The 20,330-nt window shown below is 72.3% G+C and carries 16 protein-coding genes; 8 read left to right on the forward strand and 8 right to left on the reverse strand.

Translation table 11 applies throughout. The features are described 5' to 3' along the window. Positions 1–26: 26 nt before the first annotated feature. From OG885_RS03110 to OG885_RS03120, 3 genes are read right to left on the reverse strand one after another with little or no spacing between them, the layout of a single operon-like run. A complete protein-coding gene (locus tag OG885_RS03110; protein ID WP_405725541.1) occupies positions 27–2,651 on the reverse strand; it encodes a hypothetical protein in 2,625 nt (874 codons plus the stop codon). After that, positions 2,648–5,569, reverse strand: coding sequence for a DUF6603 domain-containing protein (locus OG885_RS03115; RefSeq protein WP_405725544.1), 2,922 nt, complete (start codon positions 5,567–5,569; stop codon positions 2,648–2,650). Before OG885_RS03115 ends, OG885_RS03110 begins: the two co-directional genes overlap by 4 nt. A gap of 5 nt (positions 5,570–5,574) precedes the next feature. Continuing rightward, positions 5,575–6,636, reverse strand: a complete 1,062-nt coding sequence (locus OG885_RS03120) for a WD40 repeat domain-containing protein (RefSeq protein WP_405725547.1) — start codon at positions 6,634–6,636, stop codon at positions 5,575–5,577. A gap of 224 nt (positions 6,637–6,860) precedes the next feature. Between OG885_RS03120 and OG885_RS03125 the strand changes: the two genes are divergently transcribed. Both OG885_RS03125 and OG885_RS03130 read left to right on the forward strand, forming a co-directional pair. Further along, entirely contained in the window at positions 6,861–8,087 is a 1,227-nt protein-coding gene (locus OG885_RS03125) for a DUF2235 domain-containing protein (RefSeq protein ID WP_405725550.1), read from the forward strand. Positions 8,088–8,168: 81 nt separating this feature from the next. Beyond that, positions 8,169–10,115, forward strand: a complete 1,947-nt coding sequence (locus OG885_RS03130; RefSeq protein WP_405725553.1) for a phospholipase D family protein — start codon at positions 8,169–8,171, stop codon at positions 10,113–10,115. 15 nt (positions 10,116–10,130) lie between these two features. Here the strand turns inward: OG885_RS03130 and OG885_RS03135 are convergent, their stop codons facing one another. Then, positions 10,131–11,009, reverse strand: coding sequence for a peptidoglycan-binding protein (locus OG885_RS03135; protein ID WP_405725556.1), 879 nt, complete (start codon positions 11,007–11,009; stop codon positions 10,131–10,133). Next, positions 10,928–11,752 carry a BTAD domain-containing putative transcriptional regulator gene (locus OG885_RS03140; RefSeq protein WP_405725559.1) on the reverse strand — a complete coding sequence of 275 codons (825 nt, stop codon included), beginning with the start codon at positions 11,750–11,752 and terminating at the stop codon, positions 10,928–10,930. Before OG885_RS03140 ends, OG885_RS03135 begins: the two co-directional genes overlap by 82 nt. Before the next feature lie 164 nt (positions 11,753–11,916). On the opposite strand from OG885_RS03140, the gene OG885_RS03145 reads away from it, so the two are divergent. After that, complete coding sequence (locus OG885_RS03145) at positions 11,917–12,633, forward strand: peptidoglycan-binding protein (protein ID WP_405725562.1); 717 nt, start codon at positions 11,917–11,919, stop codon at positions 12,631–12,633. Between the two features lie 9 nt (positions 12,634–12,642). Further along, on the forward strand, positions 12,643–13,326 hold the full coding sequence (locus OG885_RS03150; RefSeq protein ID WP_405725565.1) for a peptidoglycan DD-metalloendopeptidase family protein: 684 nt from the start codon (positions 12,643–12,645) through the stop codon (positions 13,324–13,326). A 57-nt stretch (positions 13,327–13,383) separates the two neighbouring features. On the opposite strand, the gene OG885_RS03155 is transcribed toward OG885_RS03150, so the two are convergent. Continuing rightward, positions 13,384–14,241 (reverse strand): nuclease, encoded by an 858-nt coding sequence (locus tag OG885_RS03155; protein ID WP_405725568.1) that lies wholly within the window; start codon positions 14,239–14,241, stop codon positions 13,384–13,386. Positions 14,242–14,500: 259 nt separating this feature from the next. On the opposite strand from OG885_RS03155, the gene OG885_RS03160 reads away from it, so the two are divergent. The 3 genes from OG885_RS03160 to OG885_RS03170 all read left to right on the forward strand — a co-directional run bounded on the left by OG885_RS03160 (position 14,501) and on the right by OG885_RS03170 (position 17,669). Beyond that, positions 14,501–15,631: an ABC transporter substrate-binding protein gene (locus OG885_RS03160; RefSeq protein ID WP_405725570.1), complete on the forward strand. Its 1,131-nt coding sequence runs from the start codon at positions 14,501–14,503 to the stop codon at positions 15,629–15,631. A gap of 137 nt (positions 15,632–15,768) precedes the next feature. Continuing rightward, positions 15,769–17,025: a sensor histidine kinase gene (locus OG885_RS03165; RefSeq protein ID WP_405725573.1), complete on the forward strand. Its 1,257-nt coding sequence runs from the start codon at positions 15,769–15,771 to the stop codon at positions 17,023–17,025. Beyond that, positions 17,022–17,669, forward strand: a complete 648-nt coding sequence (locus OG885_RS03170; protein ID WP_405725576.1) for a response regulator — start codon at positions 17,022–17,024, stop codon at positions 17,667–17,669. Before OG885_RS03165 ends, OG885_RS03170 begins: the two co-directional genes overlap by 4 nt. On the opposite strand, the gene OG885_RS03175 is transcribed toward OG885_RS03170, so the two are convergent. Both OG885_RS03175 and OG885_RS03180 read right to left on the reverse strand, forming a co-directional pair. Next, positions 17,662–18,282, reverse strand: a complete 621-nt coding sequence (locus OG885_RS03175; RefSeq protein WP_405725579.1) for a TetR/AcrR family transcriptional regulator — start codon at positions 18,280–18,282, stop codon at positions 17,662–17,664. The two genes, OG885_RS03170 and OG885_RS03175, sit on opposite strands and share 8 nt — an antisense overlap. A 40-nt stretch (positions 18,283–18,322) precedes the next feature. Continuing rightward, positions 18,323–18,655: a non-heme iron oxygenase ferredoxin subunit gene (locus tag OG885_RS03180; RefSeq protein WP_405725582.1), complete on the reverse strand. Its 333-nt coding sequence runs from the start codon at positions 18,653–18,655 to the stop codon at positions 18,323–18,325. A 273-nt stretch (positions 18,656–18,928) separates the two neighbouring features. On the opposite strand from OG885_RS03180, the gene OG885_RS03185 reads away from it, so the two are divergent. Then, entirely contained in the window at positions 18,929–20,287 is a 1,359-nt protein-coding gene (locus OG885_RS03185; protein WP_405725585.1) for a DEAD/DEAH box helicase, read from the forward strand. Positions 20,288–20,330 lie beyond the last annotated feature (43 nt).

Genomic DNA, 20,330 nt, shown 5'->3' on the forward strand with positions numbered 1-20,330 from the left:
GGGGTGCTCCTGTCCTCGCGCGGTGGTCAGCCGCCCAGCAAGGTGGTGGCCCGGAAGGCCAGTTGGAACGGCTGCTGGAAGGCGATGCGGGCCATGTCGGCCGGGTCGTGGCCCCACAGCGGGGGGTCGGGCTGGCGGGTCGGTGGTCCGGGTGCGGGGTCGAGCCGGACACACGCGGCCTCGGGCACTCCGACGGCGCCCCAGGTCAGGTCCGCCCACGTCTTCAGCTCCTCGGGCGGCCCCCCGGAGTCGAACCCGAACTGGGTGCCGCGCATGGGTTCGCGGAAGACGAAGAACCAGTCCTCGGCGCGGGCCCGGGCGGCGTCGAGACCGGCGAACAGATAGAGCACCGTGGACTCGTCCAGCGCCAGTGGGGTGGCCGGCACTCCGTCGAACGTGAGGGGCAGCTTGCCGTCGACACCGCGTACGGCGAGCAGGGCGGTGCCGGGGAAGCGGCGCAGCAGGTCGCCGCGCACGAGGAGCACCAGGTTGCCCTGGCCGCCGGTGCGCAACCGGCTGCCCAGCGGGGTGTCCGGCGGCCACAGCGCGATCTCCTCGACGTCCTCGTCGTCACCGGGCCAGAACCGGGCGAAGGGCGTGCCGCGCTGGTCGGTGGGGAACTCCCGCCACAGCAGTTCCCGGTTGAACTCGTGGTTGAGTCCGACGAGCAGGGCGGCGACGAACTCGGGGTTGGTCTCCAGCAGGGTCACCGAGTCGGGCGGCAGCGCGCTGATGCCGGGCAGTGCCCACTCGGGCCAGCGGGCCAGGAGTTCTTCGGCGATGGGCACGGTGAACTTGGGGTGGGCCATGATCGGCCGCAGGGGGCGGGCGTCGGTCGGGGCGCGCTCCGCCCAGAAGTCGGCGGGGATGCGGTCGGCCATGCGCAGCATCTGGAGCCGCGCCGCGGCGAGTCCGGCGCGCAGTTCGCCCGGCAGGCCGTTCTCGGGCGCGTCGTCGCCCATGACGCCCAGGTCTCTCAGCCCCCGCGCCAGGACCGGGTCGGCCGGCTGGTCGTCGGGGGTGTCCCCGCTCGCGCCACGCCGGGCGCGGCGGGCGAGGGCGCCGTTGCTGCGGGTCAGCCGGACGAACGAGGTGCTCGCCGTGCCGGCCAGCACCTTGTCCTTGGCCGAGGCCAGCAGACCGGCCAGGGTGGTCCCGATCACCTCCGGTGCCGTCCCGGACTCGTCCGGGTCCGGGGCGGCCAGCGTGGTCTCGGACGCGACCGACGCGGGGACGGACAGCGCCATGCGGCCGCTGACCGGTGCCATGACGGTGACGAGGTCGGCGACCCCCAGTGGGTCCAGATGCTTGCGCTGGGCCCGCTCGGCCGCGACGGCGGCCAGTTCCCCGGTGGCCAGCAGCCGGTTGGCCTGCCGGATCTCGCCGACCTGTTCCCAGGCCCGGGCCATCAGGAACTCCTGCTCCAGCTGCACGTAGCGGGTGCCGAGCGCGGCCGCCACCCGGCGGCGGACCTCCAGGTTGAGGGTGTTCATCCAGCTGTCCGGCTCGTCGGGCACGGTCTGCCGGCCGGTGTGGTGGCTGCCGTAGAGCGGCGGGGCGACGGCGACCGTGTCCCGGTCCTCGACCGGCTGTCCGTCACCTTCCTCGGCCGGCTGGTCCGCTCCCTCCTCGCCCGGTGTCACGGGCTCCTCGCGGCGCCGGGCCGGTGCGTCGAGGCGTTGGGTGAGCAGGGTGCGGAACCGGTCCTGTGCGACGGGGTCGGACCAGGTCTCGGGCACCGCCGTGCCGGGGGGCCGCAGAGCGCCGTCCATGGGCACGGTGGCCGGTCCGGTGGCCGGCTCGGCGGGCCAGGGACGGCCGACGTCGATGGTGCGGCTGCCGAGTCCGGCCTCGGCGGCGGGCCGGAAGCGCAGTCGGCGGGCCAGTTCCTCGAAGGTGCCCGCCTTCCCGGTGCGGAATCTCCACCAGTGGTAGACGGGCAGGTCGACGGTGTCCCGCCCGGCGATCGGCCAGGCGTCCTCGGTGGCCGCTCCCCCGGGCGTCACGTTCAGACCCGCGTCGCGTCCGGCGGCGGTCGCCGGCACCAGGGCGGCGATCCAGCCCCGGTCCGGGGCCAGTCGGCGCGGGCACAGCAGCCGTGCGACGACGTCGGCCGAGTGGGCGCGAAGCCCCTGCTCCACGAGCGTCCGCGCACCGATGTCGTCGGTGACGTTGTCGGGCAGTCGCGCCTCCACATGGGCCCAGGCCCACCGCTCGGCCGGCGGGGGCAGCGCGGCGACGGGAGCGGTGAGCACCGGGAGCGGGCGCGCGTCACGGGGTGGCGCCGCTTCGTCCTCGGCCAGCACGATCAGCGCGAGCCAGGGCTGCGGGGTGGGGCCGCCCGAGGGGAACGCCGTTCCCGGGGACAGCAGCCAGGGCAGGTCGGCGTGCGCCAGCTCCACCCCGGCGAGCACGTTCTCCGCGGCGTCGACGGTGCCGGGCGGTGGTTCCTCCCGCAGGACCATGGTGCGTTCGAACCCGAACACGTCTCCCGGCCCCACCAGCGACAGCGTCGGTCCCTGCACCGGCGGGAGCTGCTCACGGCGGCCGTCGATGTCACGGGTGAACCGCACCGACGTCGCCAGCGCCTGGCCCTGGGCCGAGGCGGCGGCGCCAAGTCGCGCCGAGGAGAAGAACCATCGCGTGCTCATGGGTGGATCTCCCAGCGCTCGACGAGCCGCACCGCGTCCTGCGGTCGCGCGAGTTGTCCGCGGACCGCCTCCCACGCGTCCGTCGTGGCGTCGACCAGCGTGACGTCGTCCAGCAGTGGTTGAAGCGTGTCGGCGGCGGCCACGGTGAGCGTCGGCGGGCGTACAGCGACGGCCGCTTCGCGGGTGCGCCACCGTTCCAGCCGCTCGGCGGCGCTGACCCCGTAGACCGCCTCGCGGCGGAAGAGCCCCGGCCAGGAGGAGAACTGCCGCTCGGGCAGGGGCGGTTCGTAGCCCGTCTCGTAGCCGTCGTCGACCCGGTGCCCGACGCCGACGCGGATGCCGTCGTCGGGGCCCGTCCGCAGGCCGCCGGCGTAGCTGGCGAACGCGGGCCTGGTCAACTGCTCTTCCTCGGTGAGGTCGAAGAACTCGCCGGGTACGAACCGCTCGGGCAACGAGGGAAGTCCGGCGGCGGGCCGCGGCGTACCGAGGGTGATCTCCGTGATCGTCCAGGTCTGCACCGGCACCGGTCGTCGTTCGAACCGGGAGATCGGCACGCCCAGCGGCACGGCGTGCTGGGTGACGCGCAGGGTGGCGTCGGGGTGGACGAGGTTCCCCTGGTTCAGCTTCTCGGTCGCCGCGGGCGTGAACACGAGCGCGGTGCGCTCCTCGGCGGGCCGTTCCGCCGCCCAGGCCTTCGCCCGCGCCAGCTCCGCGGTGAGCGCCTCGATCGGCGGACGCGCGGGCTGTTGCCCGACCGCGGGCGGCGAGCCCCAGCGGACGTCGAAGTCCAGCTCGACGTCCCAGAACAGCACCGAGATGCTGCCCGTGCCGAAGGCGTGCCACGGCGCCGGGCCCTCCAGGGTGAAGTCGAGGCCGATGCCGGCCAGTCGGCGGCCGAAGGCGCGCACCGCCACCCCGGCGCGTACATGGACCGAGAACGCGAACGGGTCGAACACGAACAGGGCGTCAAGGCCGAGCCAGCCCTGCACCCCGCAGCCGGCGATCGAGGCGTCCAACTGCACCTGGCCGCCGAACATCAGCGCGTTGGAGGTGATCGCGAAGTAGGCCTCCATCCGCAGTCCGAACCCGTTGCCCGGGGCCAGGTCGACCTGGAGCCGGCGCAGCGCGGGCACCCGGGCGGGCCGGGTGTAGCGGGGGTGGAAGCCACCGGCGGACAGGACGAACTCCGGCTGCGCGCCGCCGCGTACCAGCAGATACAGCTCGCCCCGCACGGCGAGTCCCACGATCCACGAGCCGGACAGCGACACCAGGAGCTCGACCAGCGGGACGGCCGGTTCGAGCCGGCCGAGCACGCTCGCCTGCAACCGGATGAGCGGCGCCGCCGGGTCGGGCAGCCCGACCAGCAGCCGTCCCACCAGCACCGCGCGGGCCGGGGCGGGCAGTTCCAGGATGAGGGCGCCGGACAGTGACACCATCCGTCCGCCCCAGGTGATGCGGACCATCGGTCCGACCAGGAAGCGCCCGGTGGCGACCGGGAAGGCGGCGCCGAGGGAGCCGGTGATCTCCTGGGCGCGTTCCACCACGCGGTCCGGGAACAGCACATGGTCGGCGTTGCCGTCGCAGACCAGTTGCTGAAGGGCGGTGATGTCCGCCCGCCGGTTGATGCCGACCAGGCCGCCGACCGCGTCCAGCGCGAATCCGAGGCCCAGTTGAATGCCGGGGGCCGGGAACTGGGCGGAGAGCAGCACCAGGAAGCTGGTGGGGGCCTTTTCGTCGGGTGGCCGGAACAGCGCGACGGCCTGCACCCGCAGCACCCCGAGGTCGACGGAGATGAGCCCCGCGTACCCCTGGTCCGGGGTCCGCCGCACCACACCGCCGCCGGAGACGGGTGGCAGCTTCAGCTCGGTGCCGATGCCGTCCGGGAACAGTTCACGCAGCCGACTCGGGTCGACGCCCGGGCGGGTCGCCGGGGAGAACGCCACGGGCAGGTCGATTCCGGCGCCGTCCAGGAAGACCCGCAGGGGCAGTCCCGGCAGCCCGGCGGTGGCGGACACGGAAAGGGCGAGCCGTGGCCCGCCCGCGTCGGAGGTCAGTTCCAGGGCAGCGCCCCGGGTGGACACACAGGGCGCGTTCACCCGCAGCGGGAGGGGGACACGCAGCGCGCCGCTGCCCGTGAAGCGCAGGCCCTCGGCGCCGTCCGCCCGGAGGGTGACGTCGACCGGTCCGGAGCCGTCGGACATCGGGCTGCCGCCGCCGAGGCCGACCAGCCGGGCCAGCGCGGCCGGCAGGACGGCGGCGGTGAGCCGGCGCAGCTCGACCTCGACGGCCGCGGGCACGCCCGGGGCCGCGGTGACCTTGAGGCCGATTCCGTCGACGCCGATGCCCGGTCCTTCGGTCATCCCGGCGGCCAGTCGTCCGGTGCGCTGCAGTGTGATCGTCGCGGTGCCGCCGGGCGGCGCGGGTGGCAGGCCGGGTCCGAAGGCGGTGTCCCAGCCCTCGGGCGGGGCGGCGACGGTGGCCTCCGCGCTCCACGCCTGCGTGGCCGTCGAGGGCAGGGAGAGGGCGGTCCCCGGGGTGACCACCACGTCGAACACCGGCCCGTCCGGGGCCGGGGACGGGGTCACTCCGAGCACGGCCCGCCCGAATGCCGCTCCGGACGGGGCGGTGAGGACCAGCGCCACGCCCCGCGCGCCGGGCCCCCGCTGCCAGCCGTGCAGCCGCAACGGCACGGGCGAGTCGGCTGCCAGGTCGCCGAGCATCTCCCGTACGAGTTCCACCAGCGAGTTCCCGGCAGGCAGCCGGTCGTGCACGGCGAGCAGCCGTCCGGCGAGGATCGTGCCGGCGGCGGTGGGATCCTCGCCGAGCTCGGGCAGATCGCGCACCAGACCCGCCACGGCGTCCCGGGTCAGGGCGCGCAGTTGGTCGGCGATCTGGTGCAGGAGTTCGTGCGAGTCCATGGCGCTCACCCCTGGTTGGCTTCGCCGTTGTCGATGACCAGCGCGCGGTTGAAGCAACCGACGCCGAGCCAGCGGCCGTTGGGGCTGAACGCCATCGTCAGCACCTCTTCGGTGCCCACCGCGTACAGCTCATCGCTGTTGAGGTTGAACAGCCGTACGACGTTGTCGATGCAGGCGCTGGCCGCCAGCTTGCCGTTCGGGCTGAACGCCACGTGGGTGACGGCTCCCGGGTCCGAGCCACCGGCGACCAGCTTCGGCACCTGAGCCTTCTTGGTCCCGGACTCCGCCTCCAGGACCCGCGCGAACCCGTCGGAGCCGCCGACCACGGTCCAGTTGCCCTTCGGGTCGAACGCCACGCAGTTCGGGCTGGTGACCTCGTCGTTGGCCTCGCCTCCGACCCGCCACTCCTCCGCTCCTCCCTGCGCCTTGAACATGCGGGTGGTGTCGTCCGCGGAGCAGCACAGCACCTTTGTCCCGTCCGGGCTGAAGGCGACCGCGTGGACGGCGTTGGCGGGGGTCAGCTTCCCGAGCTCGGCGCCGGTGGCCAGGTCGAGGACCCGCGCGGACCCGGCGAACTTGTGGTTCCCGCCGTGGCGTTCGTCGATGGCCAGCGCGATCCGGGTGCCGTCCCGGCTCAGATCCACGTCGGCGATCAGGGGCGGGTCGACCGTGATCCGCTTGATGGTCGCGCCGGTGGCCTGTTCGAGTACGGCGACGAGGGTGTCGGTGACGGCGATCACTCGCCCGTCCGGGGCGAACCGCACGGTGTTCACGGAGTTTCCCGGATCGAGCGGCCCCTGCCAGACGACCGCGCCGGTCTTGCTGTCCCGCAGCGACACCGACTCGAAGTCGGCCACGGCGATCCGGGTGCCGTCGGGACTGAAGGCGATCCCGGTCACGGAGCCGTCCACGGGGACGTCCAGTGGGACACCGATGCCGATCGGGCGTATCCGGAGCAGGGAGTCGCTGCCGGCGCCGGCGAAGCGGGTGCTGTCCGGGCTGAAGGCGATCGCCTGGACCGAACCGTCGTGCTTGACGGGGAGTGCCACGGTGCCCGGCTCACTCATGAGCGGCTCCTCCTTGACGGCGAGGAGTTCGGTGGTGACGTCAGGTCGTCTGCTCGTCTGCGAAATGCGGCAACTCACCAGCCTAGCCGCAATGTCGACGCCCGCCACATGAACCGTTGCAGGCCACCGACCCGAACTGCTGTCGCATGGCGCGACCGTTTGAGCGGTGCCAGCATGGAGGTGGTGTGATATGACACTCCGCGCTCTCGCGAGGAGGGATGGTCATGGCGAAACGTCTGATCGTCTGCTGCGACGGCACCTGGAACTTCGCCGACCAGCCCAGCAAGACGAACGTCGCCAAGGTCGCCCTGTCCCTGCGGTCGGGAACCGCCGCCGGTAAGGAACAGCGCGTCTACTACCACAGCGGCGTCGGCACCCTTCGGCGGGAACGGCTGCGGGGCGGCGCGTTCGGCGCGGGCCTGTCGCGGAACATCGTCGACGCCTACCGCTTCCTCGTCGAGACGTACGAGCCCGACGACGAGCTGTTCCTGTTCGGCTTCAGCCGGGGCGCGTTCACCGCGCGCAGCCTGGCGGGGCTGATCCGCAACTGCGGCATCCTGCGCCGCGACCACGCCGACCGGATCCCCGAGGCCTGGGCGCTGTACCGCGACCGGATCGAGCAGCCCAACGGCGCGGCGGCGACGTTGTTCCGCCGCTCGTACGCGCGTGAGACGGAGATCCGCTTCATCGGGGTGTGGGACACGGTGGGTTCCCTCGGTATCCCGGTGCCGGACGCGGCCTGGCTCCAGCCGGCCGCCAACCGGTTCAACCACCGCTGGGCGTTCCACAACACCGAACTGAGCGGCTGGGTCAGGGCGGCCTTCCACGCGCTGGCCATCGACGAGCAGCGCTCGGCGTTCCGGCCGACCCTGTGGCACCAGCAGCCCGGCGCCGCCGAGCAGGGCCAGGAGCTCCAGCAGGTCTGGTTCTCCGGGGTGCACTGCGATGTGGGCGGCAGCTACATGGAGACGGGGCTGTCCGACATCCCGCTGCTGTGGATGGTCGATCAGGCCCGCCGCCACGAGCTGGAGTTCGACGACGACGCGCTCAGCGAGGCCGGCCCGAAGAAGATGGAGCCCGAGAAGAGCATCGACTTCCGGGTACGGCCGGACGCCCTGGGAAAACTGCACGACTCACGGACCAAGATGTTCAAGCTGGCCAAGCCGCTGTACCGGCCGATCGCGGCGGCGCTGAACGACCAGGGCGAGCCCGACGGGAACGAGTTCCTGGCGGTGCCCGCCAAGGAGCGGTACGACCAGGAGCCCGGTTACCGGCCGCCGGAGCTGGAACGGTATCTGACCGACGCGGAGCGGATCCGCCTGGAGCCCGTCCTGCTGCCGGGACTGGCCGCGGGCCTGCCGCCCCTGCCGTCCACGCCGTCCACGCCGTCCACGCCGTCCGGCCAGGAGGCGTCGGCCGATACGAGCGGCGACCTCCACCGCACGACGTGACACCGCCGTGGCCGCTCGGGCCACAGCCGCCGACTGCCGGACCACGCGAAGGCGGCCCCACCTTGGTGAAGGAGAACCGGGATGCTGACCTCCGCGCTCTTCGCCGGCGACGCGCTGCTGGAAGCGATCGCGCAGGACCAGGACCGCATCTCGCGGACCCGGCACCGCAACGACCCGGCGGTGCAGAAGATCCAGATCGCCCTGCTCGACCAGGACCCGGACTGTCTGCCCCGGTTCGGGGCCGACGGCGACTACGGCGACGAGACCGCCGGCGCGGTGGCCCGGTTCAAGGTCGAGGTGCTCGGCGTTCCCCAGGCCGAGGTGATCGACGACGTCGGCCCGCTGACGGTGCAGAAGCTGGACGAGCTGCGCGCTGCCGCCGAACGCCCGCCCGTGGAGAGCGTCGTACCCGAGGACTGGCTGCTCACCGAGGCCGAGACGGGGCCCTTCCGCTCCCCCGCCTTCACCCTCGACAACCTGGTGCTGTTCTTCGTCGACGGCGAGGGGTACTACGACACGCTGGCCGCGCGGCTGGACGCGCTGGCCGCCGGTGACCGGGTGCTGTTCGCCGGCTGGCGGTTCTCGCCCGAGCAGATGCTGCGCCCGGCGACCGCGGGCTCACCGGGGATCCTCAACCGGCTCCTCAAGCTCCACACCGACGGTGTCGTCGTCCGCGCGCTCCTGTACGGCTCGCAGTTCTCCACCCTGCCCGTGCGCAGGCCCAGGGTGCCCACCCTGCCGTCCAAGGACAACTTCGACTTCCGCACCGCGCTCGTCGGCGCGGGCGCCCAGGCCGTTCTCGACGCCCGCGTGGGGCACTTCGGCTCCCACCACCAGAAGTGCGCGGTGGTGCAGGGGACCGCCGAGGGGCCGTGCGCGTTCGTCGGCGGCATCGACGTCTGTCTCGACCGCTGGGACAACGCCGCCCACGTCGATCCCCCCTTCCGGCAGCGGGAGCCCGACTTCCTCGGTGTCAAGGCGAGCCTGCCCGGCTGGCACGACGTGCAGTGCGGGGTGTTCGGGCCCGCCACCGCCCAGATCTGGCAGGCCCTGGTCCAGCGCTGGAACGACCCCACCACGCCCAGCCGCATCGATACCCCGCCGGTGCCGATCCCGTCGTCGGAGGAGCCCGGCCCCTCGCCCACCTCGGGCACCCAGGCCGTGCAGGTGCTGCGCACCCTCACCTGCAAGGGCGTCTACTCCTTCCTGCCGGGCGGCGAGTTCACCGTCACGGCCGCCTACCGCAAGGCGATAGGACGGGCGCGGCACTACATCTACATCGAGGACCAGTACCTGTGGCCCTCACCGCTCGTCGACGACCTGCGCGACGCCGCCGCCCGGGGTGTCCAGGTCATCCTCGTCACCGCGCGCGACTTCGACGCGCCGGGGCTGGGCGACGTCCACAAGGCGCTGCGTGCCGAGGCCCTCCAGCGCATCGCCTCCGCGGCGCCCGCGAACGTCCACTGCTTCCATCTGGAGCAGGCGGCGACCGCCCTGCAGATCTACGTCCACGCGAAGCTGATGATCGTCGACGACCAGTACGCCGCCGCGGGCAGCGCCAACCTCAACTTCCGGTCGCACACCACGGATTCCGAGCTGCACCTGGGCGTCTTCGACACGGATCTGGCCGACGGCACGGTCGGCGGCGCACCCCACCGCTTCGGCGTGTCCGTGCGTGATCTGCGCACTCAGATCTGGGGCGAGCACCTCAACGAGGACCCGTCGCTGCACGAGGACCCGCTGGTGGGCCTCGGCCGTATGCCGACCGGGGGCGGCAAGACCGGCCATCTGGTGAACTTCCCGGTTCCGCCGCAGGTTCCCGCCGTGGACTGGCGCGAGGTGCTGCGGGAACTGCTGCGCAGCGTCCAGCAGATGGAGAACTGGCAGCTTCTCGCTCCGGTGGTGTTCGGCCCGCTCGCGATTCCCCTCCCGCTGGTGCCGGGCATGGACCTCGGTGTCCTCGCGGACGTCGTGCCCAGCCCCGAGGCGTTCCTGCGGGACCTTCTCAACCCCAACACCGTGTGCTGAGCGGCGTGTCGGTGGTCAGGCTCCGAACACGGTGAACCCTAGGCCGGAGAGCTGGGACGCGAGGGCGGACACCGTGTCGGGGTCGTCGAACGCCCCGTTCTCGGCGAGGCCGTTGGCCGCCTGGAACTCCTTGACCTTGCCCTGGGTGAGGGGGCCGTCCACGCCGTCCTGGGTCAGCGGCCTGACGCCCAGGGCGAGCAGTGCCCCTTGTACGCCGAACACGTCGGAGACGTCCAGCACGAGCTGTTCGACGGGCACTCCCTGCGCTTCCGCGGCCGACGCCAGCAGGAGATGGGCCCGGTCGAGCTTGTTGCGGATACGGATGGTGCCGACGTCCGGTGTGAAGTGGCACTCGTCCGCGGCACCCGGCCAGTCACGGACCGCCACATGGCCCTGGAACTTGGGGAAGCGGAACATCGGGCCCATCCCCCAGCACATGCTCAGCGTGGCCAGCTGGGCGTTGGCCGGCCATGAGGCGAACTCCCCGAAGCCCTCCCGCCCGGTGAGCACCGTCTCCATCTCGTCGAGCTTGGCGAACACATGGCGGTCGATCTCGTCGTCCTCCACGTGCAGCCGCGTCAGCGGCGGCCTGAAGTTGCCGTGCCCGAAGGGGGCGAGGTCCAGCCGCGACTTGACCGCGTCCCACTCGGCGGTGACCTCCTCGGACGTCGCCTCGCTCTCCGTGTCGTTGACCAGCCAGCGCAGCAGGCCGGCGGCGGCCAGGGAGAGGGCGCGCTCCTGGGCGGTGGGCGCGGAGTTGTCCCGCGCGGTCTCGTCGATCTTGTTGCCGATTCCGGTGCTCACATACCCCTTCACATCGAGGTACATGAAGTGGACCCGCCCTTCGAGAGGGTCGTTGAAGGAGATCCAGTAGTCGCGAACGCTCTGGTGCATGGTGCGGCCTTTCTCGCTCTGTCTCCCCCACCTTCGGGAAGCATCCGCGCGAACCTCGACGAGGGCCCGACGCCGAGCTCCTCCTCCAGCAGGCGGCGGAACGCCTCGTAGTGCCGGACCGCCTCGCCGACATTGCCCTCCGCGAGATGCGCCGACACCATGGCCCGGTGGGCGCTCTCCCGCAGCGGCTCGGCCCGTACGGCCGCCCACGCCACCTCCACCGCCAGGGCCGGCCTGCCCTGCCGTATCAGCGCCTCGGCCAGTGCGTCGAGGGCGTGCAGCCGCAGTTGCCGCAGGCGCTCGCGCTCCAGCAGCACCCAGTCCTCGTCCCAGCCCGGCAGCAGGTCCTCGCCGGTCAGGAGTCCCAGCAGGGGCAGCGCGTGGAGTGCGGTGCCGTCGCCCTGTACGACGTCCAGGGCGGCCCGGGTGAGCGCGTGGACGTCCACCCGCAGGGCGCGAGTGACCAGCAGGGCGTCGCCCTGGCAGCCGATCAGGGGCGGCTCGGCTCGCGGCAGCTTCCACAGGGTGGTGCGCAGACTGCCCCTGGCGTGTGCCTCGGTGACCTCGGGCCACAGGGTGCCGGCGAGGACGGAACGGGAGACCCGCCCGCGCAGGCCAATGAAGGCCAGCAGCCGTTGGGCGTTGCGGCACAGTTCGACGCTCTCGGAGCCCAGTTCCAGCCGGAACTGGCCGAGCAGTCGCAGCCGGGGAGGAGCAGACACCACCTTGACCGCCTCACGCACGGTGTTCCGCCACCATTTTCGTCCTCTGTCGCACCCCCCGGCAACTCGGCAGGAAGGTCTCCCCGCCTCCCCGATGACGCCGCGGTGACGCCCTGCTGACGCCTCCTCCGTACCGTCGGACGCACCGATCGCATTCGGAACCAGAGACCGGGAGCGCAGCCATCATGGTCGCTCTGTCCAACGTCCAGTTCGGCAAGCGGAACGAGGACGTACGCACCGTGCAGAAAGCCCTCATCAAACGGGGCCGCAAGATCCCCGACGGAGCCACCGGCCTCTTCGGCGAACAGACCCGGGCCGCCTACCGCGCCGAACAACTCGCCCAGGGCTTCAAAGGCAGCGACGCCGACGGCAAACCCGGCCTCACCTCCCTCACCACCCTCGGCCACTTCGCCCACTTCACCGTCGAACGCGAGCACGCGTCCACCGACGGGGCGGGGGCGCTCGCCCTGGCCCGGGTCACCTTCCGCGATCCGGGCGACGATTCGGGCGAGGCGGCGATGCGCCGCTACGCGCGCAGGGCCTGTGAACTGACGGGCATGGACCCGCAGTTCGGTGTCCAGGCGCTCACCACCATCGCCCGGCGCGAATCCGCCTACAACCACCCGAAGTTCCGGGTGAACACCACGGACGTCAACGCGCACGGCCGTACCGCCGCAGACGGCCACCCGCTCAACTGCTCCCGCGGCGCCACCCAGTGCGTCCCGTCCACGTTCGCCACCTACCACCAGGCGGGCACCGCGGACACGCCCTATGACGTGGTCGCCTGCATGTGCGCGACGGTCAACTACGTACGCCACCGGTACCACGTGAACCGGTCCGGCTCGAACTTCGCCGCCCGCGTCCAGCAGGCCGATCCGCACCGGCCACCCCACTGGTACTAGGAGTCCCCCATGGTCGCTCTGTCCAACGTCCAGTTCGGCAAGCGGAACGAGGACGTACGCACCGTGCAGAAAGCCCTCATCAAACGAGGCCGCAAGATCCCCGACGGAGCCACCGGCCTCTTCGGCGAACAGACCCGGGCCGCCTACCGCGCCGAACAACTCGCCCAGGGCTTCAAAGGCAGCGACGCCGACGGCAAACCCGGCCTCACCTCCCTCACCACCCTCGGCCACTTCGCCCACTTCACCGTCGAACGCGGGGGCGCGTCCCCCTCGACTCGGCCCGCCGGCAAGGGACATGTGGCCTCCCCCGTGCCCGGGCACAAGGTCACCTTCCAGTTCTTCGAGCGCGGCGACTACGCCTGGAAGCCCGACGGCGTCGGCCGGCACACCGGGCAGGACTTCGCCGCCGACTCCGGCGTCCCCGTGGTCGCCGTACGCGGTGGCACCATCGCCTGGTCCAACGGGCAGGGCGGGGCGTACGGCCAGTGGATCGGCCTGTCGGCGGACAACGGTCACATCTACACGTACTGCCATCTCTCGCAGCGCCAGGTGAAGGCGGGCCAGCGGGTCCACGCCGGGCAGCAGCTCGGCAAGGTGGGCACCACCGGCAACTCCACCGGGCCGCACCTGCACTTCGAGATGTCGAAAGGCTCCTCGTGGTCCTACGGCAACGTCGCCAGGCCAAGCTGGTGACCTGAAAGGCCCTGGCAGGCCCCACCGGGGCTGCCAGGGCCTTCACATGGGCAGGGGTCAGGAGTCCTCGAAGAGCAGGTCCTCGGACGGATGGGTCATCCGTACGGTCTGGCCGTTCGAGGTCTCCACGACTCGGTGCAGACCCACGCACCGCTCACCCGTGGACAGGATGGAGAAGCGGTCCCCGACACCGGCCAGGAAGGCCGGGAAGGACGCCAGCGGCATGTCCAGTTTGAGGTAGTCCACCAGCCGACGGAACAGCTTGGGGAGCAGTACGGCCTCGTCCGTCAGCGAGGACAGGCCGGTGATCTTCGCCCCGGTCGTGGTGACATCGCCGGGCCACAGGCCCCGTCCCGCCTCCCGGGCCTCCGTGGCCGCGGTGGTCAGCTCCACCCTCAGACTGGTGAACAGGCTGCGGTAGAACGTCGGGTACACCAACCCCGTTGTCACCATGTGGTGGTTGAGGGTCGTCCTCAGCACGGCGGCGTCGACGTCGATCTCCAGACCACTGTCCCCGGGCGGTGTTCCGCGCCCGGCCAGGGCGATGCACCGGCCGTGGACATCGGAGCCGCGGGTGAGGACGAACCCGGGAACCTGCTCCGGGGTGCTGGCCGTCACGCTCTCGTCCGCGTGCTGGACGTCGGTGAAGCCGAGCCAGCTGAGCAGTTCGTCCCGCGCGGCATGGGCGAACTGCAACGGCTGGTGGACACGGTTGGGGCCGTAATGGGTCTCCAGGGCGTCGATCGCGTCCAGCCGCAGCGAGGCACGCCCCGCCGCGGTGTGTTCGACGGCGCGGCCCAGTCCGCCGCCGACCAGACTCCACTGCGCGGGGTCGTCGGCCGTGAAATGCACCGTGTCCCCGTCCGGTTGGGAGCCCTTGACCTCGTAGAACCCCTTGATGAGCAGCATGGGCATGGCGACACCTCCGCGACGGGTCGGCCCCCCTTCAAATGGTGCGCCTGGATCGGGAGTTCCGCACCTCAGCGGCGGTCGGCGAGCTGCCGACGACAGGTTCTCTGTTCAACCGTTCGGTTGAACGCGTCTTCCAACTCCCGGAGCCCGCCTCCCTCCGCACGGACGACGCGCGGGCGGGGCGGGCGGCGGCACACTGATCACCGCCCGTGGCTCGCGCCGGGCCTTTGACGCCACCCCCCTCTCAGAGAGGTCTTCTCGCATGCCCTCTTCGCCCAGCAGACGACATGTCCTCGCCCTCGGTGCCGCGCTCGGCGTGGCCGCCTCGGCGGTCCCGGCCGCCGCTTCTCCCGGCGCCTCGGGGCGCTCCGGCGGCCGTGAGGAGACCCGGTCGCTCGACGAGCTCTACCGGGCCGCCGTGGCGGACGGCGGAAAGCTCGTCGTCTACGCCGGCGGTGACACGCCCACGCAGCAGGACGGCACCAAGGCCGCCTTCCAGGACCGTTTCCCGGACATCGACCTGACACTGATCGTCGACTACAGCAAGTACCACGACGTCCGCGTCGACAACCAGTTCGCGACCGACACCCTGGTCCCCGACGTCGTGCAGCTGCAGACGCTCCAGGACTTCGACCGCTGGAAGCAGCAGGGCCGGCTGCTGCACTACAAGCCCGCGGGGTTCTCCAAGGTCTACGACAAGTTCAAGGATCCGCAGGGCGCGTGGGTGGCCACCGGCGCGATCGCCTTCAGCTTCCTGTACGGCACGGCAGCCGTCGGGCAGGACGCCCCGCGCACCCCGCAGGAGCTGGTCGACCCGAAGTGGAAGGGCAGGATCGCCTCGTCGTACCCGCACGACGACGACGCCGTTCTCTACCTCTTCAGCCTCTACGCCCGGCAGTACGGCTGGGACTGGGTGGCCCGCCTGGCCGCCCAGGACGTGCGGTTCGCACGCGGCAGCAACTCCCCCGGCGACGCCGTCTTCGCCGGACAGAAGGCGATCGGCATCGGCACGGCGGGCTCGCTGGTCGCCCCTGAGTCGTCGCCCGCGCGGTTCGTCGTCGCCGCCGGGCACCCGTTCATGGGCTGGGGGCAGCGCACGGGCATCCTCAAGCAGGCCAAGAACCCGCTGGCCGCCAAGCTGTTCCTCAACTGGCAGCTGTCGACCGAGCGGCAGAACAACTCCTTCAACGGATGGTCGGTGCGCACCGACGTCACTCCTCCGGTCGGCCTCAAGCCCCTGTGGGAGTACCCCGAGGCGCACGTGGACGGCTTCCCCCGGTTCATGGCCGACCGCGCCGAGGTGGAGCGCTGGAAGCAGACCTTCGCCCTGTACTTCGGCGAGGTCCAGGGCGCCCCCACGCCCGGCAGCCTCGGACTGCACCCGGGCGCCTAGGCCCTGGTGCGGCGGTGCGGTGGTCGCGCGGATTCCGGTCCGGCGCGACCACCGCACCGCTCTTCACATGGGCCATACAGGCCGTGGATAGACTCGGTTCTCCTGTCCTGATGGATCTTCCGTCCAGGGGGTTTGCCGTGTCCGACCCCGGCCCCGCGCACGCGTTCACGCCGTTCCGTCGCAGCGGGTTCGGCCCGAGGCAGCTGCCGCACCTGTTGTTCTTCCTGGTCGTCGGTGCCGCGGCCGTACGCCTGGCGCGGCTCAACGTCCCCCTGTGCTGGGAGGTCGTGACCGTCAGCGCCCTGCTCGCCGTGACGTACGCGGCGGGCCTCGCGCTGGGGGACGGACTGGGCCCGCGGGCCCGGCACGCCTGGGTCGCCCTGCTCCTGCTGCTCTGGGCGATCCTCGTGTTCCTCGCCCCGCCGCCCTTCACCGGCGCCTACGTCTGGTGCGCCGTACCGCTGGCCTGTGTGGCGCTGCGCAGCGTCCCGCCCCGGGCCGCCGGTACGGCGCTGACCCTGATCACCGCCCTGCTCGTCGGTCAACTGACCCGTACCGCGGGCGGGTTCGACCCGGAGATGGTGCTGGTCCCGGTGGCAGCGGTGTGGGGCACGGTGGCGCTGTACCGGACCCAGCAGCGCGACGTCGCGGAGCGCGAGCGTCTCCTGGCGGAACTGCGCGGCACGCGGGACGTCCTGGCCGCCGAGCGGCATCGCAGCGGTGTGCTCGAGGAGCGGGCCCGTATCGCTCGCGACCTGCACGACACGCTCGCGCAGGACCTGTCCGGCAGTCTCATGCTGTTGCAGGCGGCCGAACAGGACTGGGACGAGAGGCCCGACGCGGCCCGCACCCATGTCCGGGCCGTCGCCGAAGGTCTGGACGCGGGCCTCGGCGAGACGCGGCGGATCATCCAGGACCTCGCCTCACCGACCGTCGCCGAAGCCGGACTCGAGGGTTCCCTGCGGCTGCTGTGCGCCCGGGCCCACCAGCCGGGTGACGCCCCCCAGATGCGGTTCGGCGCGGTGGGCGACTCGGCGGTCGAGCTGGACGAACACACCGAGACCGCCTTGTTCCGGGTGGCCCAGAACGTCGTGGCGAACGTCCGCGACCACGCGCACGCGACCCAGGCGACGGTGACGCTCCGGCGCCTCCAGGACCGCGTCGAGCTGGACGTGAGCGACAACGGCGTCGGCTTCGACCCCGCCCGCGGCGGCGGGCCGGTGCGAGCGGGCCGGGGCTTCGGCCTTCTCGCCGCCCGAGCGCGTCTGCGCGAGTTCGGGGGTGACCTGGAGGTCGTCAGCACGCCGGGGCGCGGCACCCGCATCCGGGCCACGGTGCCGACGACGGTACGGCCCCGCCCGCAAGCACCCCTGTCCGCGGCGGCCGCCCGATGACAACCCCGACCCGGCGCGTCCTGATCGCCGACGACCACGCTGTCGTACGCGCGGGGCTGCGCGCCCTGCTGAGCGGCGCTCCCGACCTCGAAGTGATCGCGGAGGCCGGCACCGGCGAGGAGGCCGTGCGGCTCGCCCTGACGCTGACACCCGATGTCGTCCTGATGGACCTGCGCTTCGGCGGCACGGACGACGGCATCGACGGCGTCGAGGCCATCCGCCGGCTGGCCGCCGAGGCTCCGGGCCTGCCGGTGGTGATGCTCACCAGCTATTCGGGACGCGCCGACACCGTACGGGCGCTGGAGGCCGGCGCACGCGGCTATGTCCTCAAGGCCGGTCCGCCGGAGGAGCTCTTCAGCGCCGTGCGCAGCGCCGCCGAGGGCGGATTCGGGCTGGCGGCGGACCTGGTCGGCGCGCTGGTCGGCCAGGTCGTCGCCCCGGCGCCCGAACTGACGGGGCGGGAGAGGGAGGTCGTCCGGTTGATGGCCGACGGCCACAGCAACCGCGCCATCGCGGGCGCCCTGTATCTGAGCGAGGCGACCGTCAAGACACACCTGGTGCGCGTCTACCGCAAGCTCGGCGTGGACAACCGGGCGGCGGCGGTGGCCGAGGCGGTACGCCGGGGCCTGCTCGAACTCACCTGACCCGCCTCCCCGGGCCCGCGTCGGCGTCGGTCACCCGCCGCACGAGATCCGCCCACGTGCGCCGCAGCCGCACCGTGGTGACCCGCTCCTCGTGGCGCAGCTGGTCCAGGGTCTCCAGGTCCACGAAGGAGAGAAGGGCGTGGGCGAGCAGGGCGTGGTCGCCCACGACGTCCGCCTCCCGCAGGAGCGACTGGACGTGGTGCCGGAAGGCCCGGCCGTAGTGGGTGGTGCGGCGGCGTTCGACGGGGATCTGGCGGCCGAGTGCCGGGCCCAGGTCCGTGGCGTCGGCGACGCGGTCGATCAGCGCACAGCCGAACGCCGTCAGCCGGTCCCGCGCCGGCACGCCGGGGCCCAACGGGGGCGGACCCGAGGTGTAGAGGTCGTAGAACTCCCCCTCGACGTCGTCCAGCAGCGCCAGCAGGAGCCCGTTGCGGTCGCCGAACCGGCGGAACAGCGTGCCCTTCCCGACCCCGGCGACCTGTGCGACCTCGTGCATCGTGACGTGCTCGGCGCCCCGCTCGGCCACCAGCCAGGCGGCCGCCTCCAGCAGCCGGGCCCGGTTGCGGACGGCGTCGGCACGCTCCCCCGCGGGATCGCCCGACGGGTCGGTCATCCAGCGCTCCGGAGCATGACCTCGACGCGCCCCCGACCGGTCATCCAGCGGTCCGCGGCACGATCTCGACGTACACGTCACCGTCCTCGATCCGCACCGGATACACGGGGACGGGCCGCGAGGCCGGCGGGTCGAGGGGCTTGCCGGTGCGCAGGTCGAAGCGGGAGCCGTGCAGCCAGCACTCGACCGTGCACCCCTCCACCTCCCCCTCGGAGAGCGAGACGGCGCTGTGCGAGCAGACGTCGTGGATCGCGAACACCTCACCCTCGGTCAGGACCAGGGAGACGGGCACGCCGTCCACCTCGAACCGCCGGGGCACACCCTCCTCCAGTACGTCGAACCTGCACAGGTACGTGTGACCGCTGATGGGCATGGGACTCCTGGGGTGCATCCGGGGCACGCTCGTCCGCCCCACGGCCGGGCGGGTGATCATGCCGGTCCGCCCACGCTAGCGAGCCGGCCGGGCCCGGAAACCCGCCCACGGTCCGATCCGGTCTCGGCACTTGGACCTAGGACGCCGCCCGGAGCAGCGGGTCGCGCGAGTGGCCGCTGATAAAATGGGGCCACGCTTCGACTTCGCCGGGGCCCGTGCCAAGGGGTACGGGCCTCCTATCGTTCCGGGGCGCCAGATCAGGAAGGTTCCCCCATGAACGCGCAGCCGTCGAGTCCTGGACCGACCGTGCCGCCCGGCCTGCCCCCGGCCGCCTCCTTCGACGCGCTCGGGCTGCCCCCTGAGCTGGCGCGGACCATGACCGACCTCGGCGTGACCGAGCCCTTCCCGATCCAGGCGGCCACCCTGCCCAACGCACTGGCCGGCCGCGACGTCCTCGGCCGTGCCCGGACCGGATCCGGCAAGACGCTGGCCTTCGGCCTCGCGCTCCTCGTCCGGACCGCGGGCCTGCGGACGGACGCCAAGCGGCCGCTCGCGCTGGTCCTGGTGCCGACCCGGGAGCTCGCCCAGCAGGTCAGCGACGCGCTGACCCCGTACGCGCAGACCCTTAAGGTGCGGCTGGCGACCGTGGTGGGCGGGCTGTCGATCAACCGGCAGCAGGCGGCGCTGCGGGCCGGGGTCGATGTACTGATCGCGACGCCGGGACGGCTGACCGACCTCGTGGAGCGCCGGGACTGCCATCTCGACCAGGTGCGGATCACGGTGCTGGACGAGGCCGACCAGATGTGCGACCTGGGGTTCCTGCCGCAGGTCACGGAGCTCCTCGACCGGGTGCGCCCCGACGGTCAGCGGCTGCTGTTCTCGGCCACGCTCGACCGCAACGTGGACCAGCTGGTGAGCGGCTATCTGCACGACCCGGTGCTCGCGTCGGTCGACCCCGCGGCGGGCTCGGTCACCACGATGGAACACCATGTGCTGAACATCCACGCCGCCGACAAGTACGCGACGGCGACCGAGATCGCCGCCCGGGACGGCCGGGTCCTGATGTTCCTGGACACCAAGGCCGCCGTGGACCAGTTCACCCGCCATCTGCGGGCCAGTGGCATCCGGGCCGGCGCCCTGCACAGCGGCAAGTCGCAGCCGCAGCGCACCCACACGCTGGGCCAGTTCAAGGACGGTGCGATCACCGTGCTGGTGGCCACCAACGTCGCCGCGCGGGGCATTCACATCGACACGCTCGACCTCGTCGTCAACGTCGATCCGCCGGCCGACGCCAAGGACTATCTGCACCGCGGCGGGCGCACGGCTCGCGCCGGGGAGTCCGGGACCGTGGTCACCCTGGTCACGCCCAACCAGCGACGCGACGTGAACCGGATGATGTCCGAGGCCGGGATCCGGCCGACGGTCACCCAGGTGCGCTCCGGCGAGGCGAAGCTGACCGCCCTCACCGGCGCGAAGCGCCCGCCGACCGGGACGAAGACCTCCACCGGCAACATCCCCTTCCGTGGACTCGGCGACCGTACGGGCCGCCCCGCGAAGGAGTCCCGCAAGGCCGCCGAGGCCCGCAAGGCGGCGGAGGCCCGTGCCGCGGCCCGGGTCCGCAGGGGCCGCTGACCCCGAGCGGTTGTGGCACGCCGTTTTTGCCGGTCCGGCAACG

The organism is Streptomyces sp. NBC_00028, from assembly GCF_045041065.1.
Taxonomy (GTDB): domain Bacteria; phylum Actinomycetota; class Actinomycetes; order Streptomycetales; family Streptomycetaceae; genus Streptomyces.